The organism is Franzmannia qiaohouensis (assembly GCF_031451695.1).
In the GTDB taxonomy this organism is placed as follows: Bacteria; Pseudomonadota; Gammaproteobacteria; order Pseudomonadales; family Halomonadaceae; genus Franzmannia; species Franzmannia qiaohouensis.
The window spans coordinates 378,869-391,230 of sequence record NZ_JARWAM010000002.1; the positions used below are offsets into that span (position 1 = coordinate 378,869).

Here is a 12,362-nt window from a genome sequence, read left to right on the forward strand (position 1 = left end):
ATTAGTAATCCTCGCTCAGTGCATTGCCTTCATCATCAATTAGAACAGTCCCTTCTTCATTTACGGATACCGTAGACTGAGATTCTGCTTCATACTGATGACGACTCAGTAGCTCTGCGATTATAGATTCGCGCTCTTCTGTTGTAACAGCACGGTCAATAATGATCCTGGAGCCAATATCTCCCGACCAATGGAAGCTCGGGTTGGAGCTTGTCGCCGCCCCAAATAGTATATTCGCTGATTTTTCACTTTCTGTTTTCCCAGCATTCAGGACTTGCGGCTCTAGGCTGTCGTAACCCCCGATTGCCTGAGTACCGTCCCATTGCACCCAAATGACATGCGGTTCATTATCATTCACTGGCCAATCAAACCTTGTGTCTTGCCGGCGCAGAATAAAACGTACTTGACTGCTTCCAGACACACGGTCTAGCCGAAGGGTTGTGTCCGTAAAGCCTAATGCTGAGGACTTATCAACAATGACCCCGGAAACATCTTCTCCACCACGTATTACCACTGCCAGAAAGAATGACTCGTCTGGACCGACAAAGAGACCGGTGCCCCCAATACGCGGAACTCCCGTTGTCATGAAGTCGTCAGCACCATCATGAACCAACATACCGTAGCCAGACAGATATGTTGGCCTGCGCTCCGAGGTCATTTGGGTGGCCCCAATATCTTCTTCCCGCTCTCCCAGGACTCGGCCCACGGGGCTGCTACTTCCCGCTTCATTTTCCAGATCGGGGGTGAGGTACCTTCTCTTATTTGCACGAGTCAAGACCAGCGACCCTTCATCATCAGAGCCAAAATACGCCAGCAATGGCTCAGCCTTTGGCAAGCCAATGCCGTACTCACCCCACCACACCGCTACAAGATCGGTGGCAGTGGTTCCTGTAGCCAGGACCCGACGAACTTGGACAGGCACGGAGGCTCCAGCCTTGAGTGAAAAGGTAATAGGGACCTGACCACCAAGGGGTTCAACCCTCACATCGCCGGCCTGGCCGGCGTGGATCATAACGCCCTCCTCGTACTGCATGGTATCGCTCGGTGCCAGCACCTGGGCGTTAGCCGGGTGGCTAGTATGGTGGAGCGTTGTGGATGTTGCGTGCATAGGGCTCTCCTTAAAGGAATCATCGCCTTGCGTTTATTCGCACTGCGAATATGCCTGATCACGGTATCACCCCTTTTGGCCTTCGCATAGTCCTATTTGACGAAATCGATGATTACAACGTCAGTCTTTCGTCTATCACCGTCACGATATCGGTGCCGCCGTGGGCAGCAGCAGTGTGCTCTGGCTAAGCGCCCAATCGTGCAGGAGGGCGTCGCCAGCCTGCCTAACGTGAGCATCCGCAGCATGGTCCTGGGCAAGACCTGGCACCTCAAGGACCTTGAGCCGCCAATGCCGGAGAGTTGCACAAGCGTAGGTAATTTTCAGGGCACGGCACGCCGGGGCTGCACCCCATACGTTCACGGTGAAATTAATTCCTGCTAAATATTCGCATAGCTGATACAGTGAGATCATCGGCACAAAGGAGTTGATCTCGATGTTATGTCCCGGATATGGAGCTGACCAAGAGCTGGAGCGCTGCAGTGCCTATCGTGAAATCCTCAATTTACTTTGGCAGCGCATGCACCTCACATAGTGAGAATGATCGAATACAGCCATACCAGAATTCATGAGTTGCGCTCCCATCAGGACCAACCACGGCATCTACTCGGAAACCGGGGACAGCATGCAGAAGACGTGAGCTCTAATCGTCCGGCACGCGCCCACTGACATTTGGTATTTTTACGATGTGTTTTTTCAATTTTCCACTATTATTCAAGCATGATTTTTTCTTATACGACCCAATAGCCATACCATTACCTTTCTTACAGGCTTGTACTATAAAAATTTGAATACTAAAAAACTTATAAAAAACAATGGATAGAAAATCCAAAACCTTTGTAAACAAGAAAAAATCATTTATCACATTCAGGAAAAAGACGTATAACCTAGATTTATTTTATCATTTAACAGCCTGCACACATGAACAAAAAGCAGTTGATAGCGTCTAAGCCATATGCAGAAAAAAAGCTTTAAACCAGAAATCATTAATCGATATTTACGTCATTTTAACTTTGTTATTTTAAGAAGAATTAGCCGCAGCATTAGGTGATAATAAGCCACGAGAGACAACCCATGATTCTAGCAGAGGCATATAAAGCTAAAGCGCAGGCATAAGACGATTTATTCGCAATGCTATTGCTACGAAGACGGTAGCCGCTTATATTATGTGCTAAACCACTGCTCTAGGAACGGGACTATTTCATGCGCAAGATCACCCCGCAGGACAGAGAAAACGCCAAGCGGCTAAAGGGAATTTGGAACCGCAAGAAACCTGATCTCGGCCTAACCCAAGCCAAGGCCGCGCACGCACTCGGGTATGCAGGGCAAGGCGCGGTAGGTCAGTACCTGAACTGCCACATTGCACTGAACTACGAAGCTGTCATCGCCTTTGCCAAGCTACTGCGAGTAGAGCCGTGGGAGATCGACCCGAGCCTGGGCTCATTGCGCCAGTCGGAAGTCGAGGAAAGAGGAGGTGGCGAAATACCCATTGCTCGAACATTGACCAGGCATGGAACGCCCACCAACACCAGCATCACCACGAGGTACGACTATATGGAAGGGCAGTGCTACGGGGTAGAGATTGACAGCGATGAGTACAGGCCGTTCGCCAAACGCGGAACGACCGTGATCGCCAGCCGAGCCGAGGAGCCTCTACCAGGAGACGATGTGGTGATCGCCCAGAAGGATGGCACGCTTGTGCTCGGCGAATTCCACGGTGGTGACAACGCCTCGGTCACTATCACACGCCACTCAACACTCGAGAAAGAAACCATGAGACTAAGCAACATCCAGAGCATCGATCCAATCGTGGAGATATGCATGCCGCGTACGTCACGCCCGAGACGACTGCACTCCATCAGGTAGCCGGGGCATAAGAGGCGACATCCACTTCGCATAATATTCGCATAGCGCATGATTTGAAAAAGGAGTTTACCTGATGGCCTGCTACGCCATAAAAAGCCGCCTCTCTAGTTGTTGGAGCGACTCACCACAGAGCGGGATAGCCAGCTCGCCGTTCATCCCGCCTATTCTGCCTACACAAGGCCCCTTGCCAGTGGCCTTGCAGCAAGCGGGCATACCGCAGAGGGGCGCCGCACGCCATTCAGACACCGACGCGCACGTCCCACGGAGAATCGGATGAGCCGCCCGGCTTATGCCTCTGACCTAGCCTACAGCGGTCTCATGCCCCGGAGCAGAGCCTACGCATTGATATTAAATGCCTTGCTCTGGGAGAAATATCTCGTAGTCCGTACAATACTACGCCAATCCGCCCCTGCCCCGTGACCTCGCCTTGGTGTACCACCGTTATCGGCTGATCGAGCATGCCACGGCAATGGTTCAGCAACGGTGCATGCAGACGCTGATAGGTGGAGATACATGAGCGCTAATGCAGCGCGCGCAGCGATACGGAAGGAGGCTAGACACCTGATATGGTAGGAAAAAGCCCAGCAGATGCGGCTCGACGATTTTCTGTTGCCCCGATGATGGACTGGACCACCCGCGACTACCGCGCTTTCGCGCGGACGCTGACGCGCCACGCGCTGCTGTATACCGAGATGGTCACCACCGGGGCGCTGATTCACGGCAGCCCGCGGGAGCGCTTTCTCGGCTATGACGAGGTAGAACATCCGCTGGCGCTGCAGCTCGGCGGTAGCGACCCGGTTGAGCTGGCGGAGTGCGCGGCGATGGCCGAGGCGTGGGGCTACGACGAGGTCAATCTCAACGTCGGCTGCCCCAGTGACCGGGTCCAGAACAACCTGATCGGCGCCTGCCTGATGGGGCATCCGCACAAGGTGGCGGCGGCGATCAAGGCGATGCAGGCGGCGGTGTCGATCCCGGTCACCGTCAAGTGCCGAATCGGCATCGACGACCAGGACGAGGACGCCGATCTGGCGCGCTTCATTGACACGGTGGCGAATGCCGGCTGCGAAGTGTTCATCGTCCACGCACGCAAGGCGTGGCTTCAAGGTCTCTCACCCAAGCAGAACCGAGACGTGCCGCCGCTCAACTATCCGCGGGTGCAGCGTCTCAAGCAGCAGCACCCCGCGCTGCATATCGGTATCAACGGCGGCATCAAGACGCTGGATGAGTGCCGCGAGCACCTGGCGCGGGTCGACAGTGTGATGGTGGGTCGCGAGGCGTACCAGAATCCCTGGCTGCTGGCCGGCGTGGACGAGGCGCTCTACGGCGAGCCCGGGCCGGCCACCAGCCGCCACGCCGCCGCGCGGGCCTTCCGCCCCTATATCGCTCGGCGGCTGGAGGAGGGTGCCAAGCTCAACCACATCACCCGCCATCTGCTGGGGCTGTTTCAGGGGCAGCCGGGGGGGCGCCGCTTTCGCCGCCATCTCTCCGAACATGGCCACCTCGACGGTGCCTGCCTACGAGTGTTCGATGACGCCCTCAGCCTGGTACCCGAGCGAGCCCCACTCAGCGCCTGATCGCCGCCCCTCTCACTTGGCGAGATCCGGCTGCGGGTCATAATCCGACTGGAACGACTCCACCGCGCTTTCGGCTTCCTCGATGGCATCGAAACGCGCGATGTGGAACAGCGCCTCGCCCTCGTTGGCCAGCGGCAGGTTGCTCATGCCGATCACGATGCCGTCGGCCATCGCCACCACCTCGCCCTCGGCATTGCCGAAGGGGTCGGCTACCAGGCCCAGCACCTCGCCCCTGGCGACGCGTGCACCAAGCCGCACCCGTGGCCGCAGGATGCCGTCGATGGGCGCCCGCGCCCAGCTCGAGCCGTTGGCCACTTCAGCGGATGGCGGCGTGCGCCGGCGGTGCTCGCCGGTGAGCATGCCGATGCGCCGCATTACGCGCAGCACGCCGCGCACCCCGGGGCCGATGGCCCACTCGTCGAAGCGCAGCGCCTCGCCGGCCTCGTAGGTGAGTACCGGCACGCCGCGATTCTGGGCATAGTGGCGCAGGCTACCCTCGCGCAGCTCGGCGTTGAGGATCACCGGCGCGCCGAATGCCTCCGCCATGGTCTCGGTCTCGGGATGGGTCTTCAGCTGGGCGCGGATCTGCGGCAGATTGGTGCGATGAATCGCGCCAGTGTGCAAATCAATGATGTGGCTGGCATGGTCGACGATCTGCTCGCGGAACAGCGCCGCCACGCGTCCGCCCAAGGACCCCGACTCGCTGCCCGGAAAGCAGCGATTGAGGTCGCGGCGGTCAGGCAGGTAGCGGCTGTGCTGGACGAAGCCAAAGACATTGACGATGGGCGCGGCGATCAGCGTACCGCGCAGCCCTTGGAGCTGCTTGGAGCGCAGCAGGCGGCGCACGATCTCGACGCTGTTGATCTCGTCGCCGTGAATGCCGCCACACACCAGCAGCACCGGGCCGGCCTGGCGCCCATGCACTACCTCCACGGGGATATGCAGCGGGGCATGGGTGTAGAGCCTGGCCACCGGTACATCGATCTGTAGCCGGGTGCCGGGCGCGATACGGGTGCCGGCGAGTTCGAAGGGGGCACGAGCCATTCACATGTCCTTGTGCTGAGAAACGATGCGGCCTGTTATACCGTGCCGGGCCGTGCTTGGCGAGCCGGGCAGTCCAGGCTCGATAACTATACAGTCACGAATGTAAGTATGCCTGCATTGCGGTACAATGCCGCCATGACCGTAACCGCTGCGAGAACGCCACCCCATGGCCAGACGAACCAAAGCCGAGGCAGAAGCCACCCGTGAAGCCCTGCTGGACGCCGCCGAGGAGGTGTTCTTCGACAACGGCGTGGCGCGCACCTCGCTGGAGCAGATCGCCCGCCACGCCGGGATGACCCGCGGCGCCCTCTACTGGCACTTCAAGAACAAGGCCGACTTGTTCATGGCGCTGATCGAACGCGTGCGCATGCCGTTCGAAGAACTGGTCGATACCCTGCACCACCCACACCTGCTCGACGACCCGCTGGAGGCGCTGCGCGTGGCGTTCGACAATGGCTTCATAAGACTCGAGCAGCCCAGCAGTCACCGGGTCCACGCGATCCTACTGCATCGCTGCGAATTCTTCAGCGACATCAATCCGCTGGAGATGCAGGACCGTCTGGCCGAGGAGTGTCACGTCGAGATATGCCAACAGCTGCGACGCGCCCATGAGCTCGGCCAGCTGCGCGACGACCTCTCCCCTGAGACCGCCGCCCGGATGCTCCAAGCGACCCTCGGCGGACTCTTCCACGACTGGCTGCGCGGCCCCGAGCGCTATTCGATCCGCGAGCGCGGCGAGGAGTTGCTTGGCAGCCTGCTACATATGATGCGCCGCTGACGTTGCCCTCTTAAAAAAACAGCGGGCCGCCCCATGGGGCGGCCCGCTGCATTGTGGCACTGCGCGCGGCGTCAGACGTCGGCGGGCTGCTCGCCGGGCAGATCGCTCTCCCAGCCGCCGCCCAGCGCCTTGAACAGCGTCGCGGTGGCGGTCAAGCGGTCGCGCACCGCCTCGGCCAGCGCCAGCTCGGCGGAGAGCAGCGCGCGCTGGGCATCCAGCACCTCGATAAAGCCGACGAAGCCCTCGCGATAGCGCACCTCGGCCAGCTCCTGGGTACGGCGGATCGCCTCCACCTGCTGGCGGGTCGCCTCGACCCGATCACCGCTGGTCTCGTAGCTGACCAGCGCATCGCGCACCTCGTTGAAGGCCAGGTTCACGGTGGCCCGATACTGCGCTTCGGCCTGCTCGGACAGCGCCTCAGCGGTATCGATGCGCGAGCGCGAACGGCCAAAATCGAAGATCGGCCCCATTACCGTGGCCCCCAGCCCCCAGGTCTGAGCCGCCGAGGTGAACAGATCGCTGGCATCGCCGGCCGCGGTGCCGAGCAGTCCGCTGAGGTTGAGGCTCGGCAGACGACTAGCCTCGGCGATGCCGATTCCGGCATTGGCGGCGACCAGGCCGGCCTCGGCAGAGCGAATGTCCGGGCGCCGCTGGAGCAGTGTCGATGGCAGCATGGTCGGTACGCCGGAGGGCAGCGCGATGTCGTCGAGCTGGGTATCGCCGAAGTCGAGCTCGTCGAACAGCTCGGCCGGCGACAGTCCTACCAGCGCGGCCAACGCGCCCTCCAGCGAGCGCACGCGCTGCACCTGGGCCGGCAGCTGGGCGCGGGTGGTCTCGAGCTCCGACTGGGCCTGGCGCAGCGCCAACTCGTCGGTCTCGCCGGAATCGAAGCGGATCTGCTCGAGGCGGAAAGTCTCCTCCCGCGACTCCAGGGTACTCTCGGTGATACGCCGCTGCTGCTCGGCGCTCTTGAGGTCGAAGTAGGTCGCCACCACGTCGGTGATGACATTGAGGCGCACCGCATCGTGGGCGAATACGCTCTCCTCGAGCAGCGCCTCGGAGGCCTCGCGCTCACGTGCCAGCCGCCCCCACAGATCGATCTCATAGCTCAGCTGGCCGGCCACCGAGAAGGTATTGCCGGTGGATTCGACGCCGAACGGCGAGGTGGTGGCCGGGGTGCGGTCGCGAGACGCCTCGGCCTGGGCACCCACCGAGGGCAACTGCTCGGCCCGCGCCAGGCCCAGCTGTGCCCGCGCTTCCTGAATCCGCGCCAGCTGCAGGCGGATATCCAGGTTCTCGGCGGCGGCGCGCTCGACCAGCGCGTCGAGCCGCGGGTCCTCGAACTGGCGCCACCAGTGACGCCACTCGCTGCGCTCCTCCGCGGCCAGCAGCACGTGCTCCGGCCACTCGTCGGGCAGGGCGATATCCGGGGCCCGGTAATCGGGCCCCACGGCGCAGCCGGCCAGCAGCGCGGCCAGGATCAGCGGCGCGGCCAGGCGTGAGACGCCCGCTGCATTCGGCTTAGGCATGCTTCTGCTCTCTCTGCTCGAGACGACGGGCGCGGCGACGCGAGCCCAGATCGTCCATCAGTTTATAGAAGAGTGGCACGAACAGCAGCGCCAGGGTACTGGCGAAGATCATGCCGCCCACCACCACGGTGCCGATTTCCTGGCGGCTTGCCGCCCCCGCGCCGCTGGCGAACACCAGCGGCAGCGTGCCGATGATGAAGGTCAGCGCGGTCATGATGATGGCGCGGAAACGCTGCCGGGCAGCGGCCATGGCGGCGTCGAAGGAGGACATCCCGGCGCGCCGGTTCTGGGCGGCGAACTCGACGATCAGGATGGCATTCTTGGCCGCCAGGCCGATCAGTACCAGCAGGCCCACCTGGAAGTAGATGTCGTTGGGGAAGCCTCGCAGCATCGCCGCCAGCGACGCCCCCAGCACCCCGAACGGCACCGCCGAGGCGACCGCCAGCGGCAGGGTCCAGCGCTCGTACTGGGCGGCCAGGATCAGGAACACCATCACCAGCCCCAGGCCGAAGGCCAGGCCACCGGCCCCCGCCGCGGCGTCGAGCTGATAGGCTTCGCCGGTCCAGCCCAGCGAGGAGTTGCCGTCGGTCAGCACTTCGGCGGCCACCGCGTCCATCGCCTCCTTGGCCTGGCCGGTGGTATAGCCGGGTGCGGCATCGGCCAGGAACTTGGCGGCGCTGTTGACGTTGAAGCGGTTGATGATGTCCGGCCCCGGCGTGCGCTCCAGCGTCACCAGGGTCGACAGCGGCAGCATCTCGCCGCTGTCGGAACGCACGAAGACCTTGTTGAGGTCTTCCGGCTGGCCGCGGAACTCGGCCTCCGACTGCAGGTTCACCTGCCAGTTGCGCCCGGCCAGGGTGAAGTCGTTGACGTACAGCGAGCCGAAGGTGCTCTGCATGGTCTCGAAGATCTGGTTGATCGGCACGCCCATGGCGCGGGCCTTCTCGCGATCGACCTCGGCGTGATAGCGCGGGATGCTGGTGTCCAGGGTGGAGCGCGCATTGACCAGTTCGGGTCGCTCGTTGGCCGCCGCGGAGAGCCGCTGGGCCAGTTCGGCGATCTCGTCAGGCGTGCTGTCGCCGCGCACCTCGAGATACCCCTCGACCCCACCGGTCAGCGACAGCCCCTGGATCGGCGGCGGCGTGAAGGCCAGCACGTTGGCCTCGGGGATGCCCGCGCCCATGCCCATGATGCGGCCCGCCAGCGAGGCGGCATCCTGCCCTTCACCGGTACGCTCGCTCCAGTCGGCGAGGTTGGCAAAGCCAACCCCGGCGTTGCTGCGCAGCGAACCGGCAATGATGTCGAAGCCTGCGAAGCTGGTGAACTGGTCCACCTCGTCCATGTCGGTGAGCATCGCCGAGACCTGGTCGCGCACGCTCTCGGTGCGCGACAGCGCCGACACCGCCGGCAGCTGGTAGACCACCAGCGCCACGCCCTGGTCCTCCTGGGGCACCAGGCCCGGAGCCATGCGACTCATCGAGAAGACCGTCACCGCCAGCACGCCGATGAACAGCACGCAGCCGATCACGGCATGCCGCAACAGCTTGTGTACCACCCAGGCGAAGCCGTTGGTGAGCTTGTCGAAGCCGCGGTTGAACAGCTCGAAGGGCTTGGCCACCTTGTGCTTCTGGCCGTCCAGCAGCAGCGCACACATCGCCGGCGTCAAGGTCAGGGCCACCACCCCGGAGACCACCACCGAGATGGCGATGGTCACCGCGAACTGGCGGTAGAGCTCGCCGGTCAGGCCGCCGAGGAAGGTCACCGGGGCGAACACCGCCACCAGCACCAGGGTCGAGGAGAGCACCGCCCCGGCCACCTGCTGCATGGTCTTGATCGAGGCTTCGCGAGCCTCCATGCCCTTCTCGCGCATCAGCCGGTCGACGTTCTCGAGTACGATGATGGCGTTATCGACCACGATGCCGATCGCCAGCACCAGCCCGAACAGCGTCAACAGGTTGACCGAGAACCCCAGCGCCAACATGCCGGTGAAGGTGCCGATCAGCGATACCGGGATCGCCGCCACCGGAATCAGCGTGGCGCGCAGGTGCTGCAGGAACAGGAAAGTCACCAGCACCACCAGTGCCACTGCGACCAGCAGGGTGATGAACACCTCCTGGATCGAGATTTCGACGAACTCGGTAGTGTCGTAGGGGATGGTGTACTCGACGCCTTCGGGGAAGCGCGTGGCGATGTCATCCAGCGCATCACGCACCGCGTCGGCGGTTTCCAGGGCGTTGGCCCCAGGCTGCAGGTAGATGCCCATGGGCACCGCGTTCTGGCCGTTATAGGTGGCCGAGAAAGCGTAGTTCTGGGCCCCCAGCTCGGCCCGCGCCACGTCGCCCAGGCGCAGGCTGCCACCATCCTCGTCGGCGCGCAGGATGATGTTCTCGAACTCCTCCGGGTCGGAGAGCTGGCCGCGGGTGGTCACCGTGAAGGTGAACGCCTGGTCGTCCACCGAGGGCTCGGCGCCCAGCTGGCCGGCGGCGAACTGGGCGTTCTGCTCGCGGATCGCCGCGGCAACGTCGGACGGCGTCAGGTCGAACTGCGACAGCTTGTCCGGCGACAGCCACACCCGCATCGAGTAGTCCTGGGCACCGAACAGCGAGGCGTCGCCAACCCCGGGAATACGCACCAGCTCGTCGAGTACGTTGAGCAGCGCATAGTTGGAGATGAACAGCGGATCCTGGCTGCCGTCCGGCGAGTACATCACCGGCACCATCAGGATATTGGTGGAGCGCGCCTCGACCCGCACGCCCTGGTCGCGGACCTGCTGCGGCACCCGCGCCAGGCCAGCCTGCACGCGGTTGTTGACGTTGATCGCCGCCTGGTCAGGATCGGTCCCCATCTCGAACGAGACGGTGATCTGCAGGCTGCCGGCATCGGTGGCACTCGACTCCATGTAGATCATGTCGTCGACGCCGTTGATCTCCTGCTCGAGCGGCGCCGCCACCGCCTCGGACAGCACCTCGGCGCTGGCGCCGGGGTAGTTGGCCTGCACCACGATCTGCGGTGGCACCACGTCGGGGTACTGCTCCACCGGCAGTGCGCGCAGCGCGGCAAGCCCCGCCAGCACGATGACAATGGAGATGACCGAGGCGAAGATCGGCCGGTCAATGAAGAACCTGAGCATCACGCCTCCTCGTCATCGGGGACTTGCTGTTCAGCGTCGAACGCCGACTGCTCGGCCTCTTCGGCGGCCTCCTCGTCGTCCTCGATCTCCGACGCCGAGACATCCATGCCGTCCTGCAGTGCCACCTGGCCGTTGACCACCACCCGGTCGCCGCGCTCGAGGCCGCCAATGATGATCTGCTGGCCCTGCTGCACTGGCCCCAGCTGTACGCTGCGCGCCTGGGCCTTGTCGTCGTCGTCGACGACGAATACCTGAGGGCCCTCGGCGCCCTGGCCAACTGACTGGGGCGGAATCAGGAAGGCATCCTCGAGGGTCTGCACCACCACCCGCACACGCACGAACTGCCCCGGCACCACCTCGCCGTCGGCGTTGCGGAAGACTGCCCGCGCCGACACGCTGCCGGTGCGCGGGTCGATGGTGCTGTCGGTGAAGTCGACCTGGCCAGCCTGGTCATAGTCGCTGCCGTCAGGCAGGATCAGCGTCGCTTCGCGGGGCGACTCGGCACCGCTGGCGGCCATCGCCCGGCGCGCGGTGCGCTGCAGGGCGGCATCGTTCTCGGGCAGCGAGAAGCGCACGTGGATCGGATCCTGCTGGGTGACGCTGGTCAGCAGTTGGCCACGATCGATCAAGCTGCCCTCCGGGAAGCTCTCGAGCCCGGTTACCCCCGCCAGCGGCGCGGTGACCTCGGTGTAGTCGAGATTGAGCTGGGCGTCGGCGACGCCGGCATCGGCCAGGGCATAGCGCGCCTCGGCCAGCTCGCGTCCCGACAGGGCAGTATCACGCTCGCGCTCGCTGACCGCGTTCTGATCGAACAGCGACGAGATCCGCTGCCACTCGCGGCGCGCCTGGTTGAGATCGGCCTGGGCATTGGCCCGCTCGGCCTCGGCGCGGCGCAGCGCGATCTCGTAGGGCTCGCGGTCGATGCGAAACAGCGCTTCGCCCTCCTCGACCACCTGGCCCTCGGTATAGAGGCGCTCCTGCAGGATCCCCTCGACCCGGGCTCGCACCTCGACCTCACGCGAGCCGCGGGCGCGCCCGGCGTACTCCTGCACCACCTCGACGTCGCGCGGCTCGACGCTGATCACCGATACCGTGGTCGGCGGTGGCCCACCCGCCTCGCCGCCCGGAGGCCCCTCCTCATCCTCGCCGTTCTGACCACAGGCCGCCAAGCCTACGCTGATCAGCCCTGCCAACAGCAGGGTTCGAATCGGGGTCACGCCCGCTCGGGGTGCCAGTCGCATGAGGTGCCTCCAGGTGTGAAACGTATAAGTGGCTCCGTCCTCGAGCCACCGGGAAAGGTGCGCATTATAGTTACATTCATGTATGTATGCCAGGC

General features: G+C 63.1%; 8 protein-coding genes. 3 read left to right on the forward strand and 5 right to left on the reverse strand.

What is annotated here, in order from left to right; genetic code table 11:
* Position 1 precedes the first annotated feature (1 nt).
* A complete protein-coding gene (locus QC821_RS03920) occupies positions 2-1,108 on the reverse strand; it encodes a spike base protein, RCAP_Rcc01079 family (RefSeq protein ID WP_422719729.1) in 1,107 nt (368 codons plus the stop codon).
* Between the two features lie 1,200 nt (positions 1,109-2,308).
* Here QC821_RS03920 and QC821_RS03925 point away from each other — a divergent pair.
* Both QC821_RS03925 and dusA read left to right on the forward strand, forming a co-directional pair.
* Complete coding sequence (locus QC821_RS03925) at positions 2,309-2,971, forward strand: hypothetical protein (RefSeq protein ID WP_309717256.1); 663 nt, start codon at positions 2,309-2,311, stop codon at positions 2,969-2,971.
* A gap of 566 nt (positions 2,972-3,537) precedes the next feature.
* A complete protein-coding gene (gene dusA / locus QC821_RS03930) occupies positions 3,538-4,545 on the forward strand; it encodes a tRNA dihydrouridine(20/20a) synthase DusA (RefSeq protein ID WP_309717259.1) in 1,008 nt (335 codons plus the stop codon).
* Between the two features lie 12 nt (positions 4,546-4,557).
* Here the strand turns inward: dusA and QC821_RS03935 are convergent, their stop codons facing one another.
* A complete protein-coding gene (locus QC821_RS03935) occupies positions 4,558-5,589 on the reverse strand; it encodes a succinylglutamate desuccinylase/aspartoacylase family protein (protein WP_309717261.1) in 1,032 nt (343 codons plus the stop codon).
* Positions 5,590-5,755: 166 nt separating this feature from the next.
* Here QC821_RS03935 and QC821_RS03940 point away from each other — a divergent pair, with 166 nt between their 5' ends.
* A complete protein-coding gene (locus QC821_RS03940; RefSeq protein WP_076746894.1) occupies positions 5,756-6,367 on the forward strand; it encodes a TetR family transcriptional regulator in 612 nt (203 codons plus the stop codon).
* Between the two features lie 71 nt (positions 6,368-6,438).
* Here the strand turns inward: QC821_RS03940 and QC821_RS03945 are convergent, their stop codons facing one another.
* Genes QC821_RS03945 through QC821_RS03955 form a run of 3 tightly spaced genes read right to left on the reverse strand, consistent with a single transcriptional unit; the run spans position 6,439 to position 12,267 of the window.
* Complete coding sequence (locus QC821_RS03945; RefSeq protein ID WP_309717266.1) at positions 6,439-7,896, reverse strand: efflux transporter outer membrane subunit; 1,458 nt, start codon at positions 7,894-7,896, stop codon at positions 6,439-6,441.
* Entirely contained in the window at positions 7,889-11,026 is a 3,138-nt protein-coding gene (locus QC821_RS03950) for an efflux RND transporter permease subunit (protein ID WP_309717269.1), read from the reverse strand. Before QC821_RS03950 ends, QC821_RS03945 begins: the two co-directional genes overlap by 8 nt.
* A complete protein-coding gene (locus QC821_RS03955; protein ID WP_309717271.1) occupies positions 11,026-12,267 on the reverse strand; it encodes an efflux RND transporter periplasmic adaptor subunit in 1,242 nt (413 codons plus the stop codon). The genes QC821_RS03950 and QC821_RS03955 overlap by 1 nt, the downstream gene beginning before the upstream one ends.
* Between the last annotated feature and the right edge of the window lie 95 nt (positions 12,268-12,362).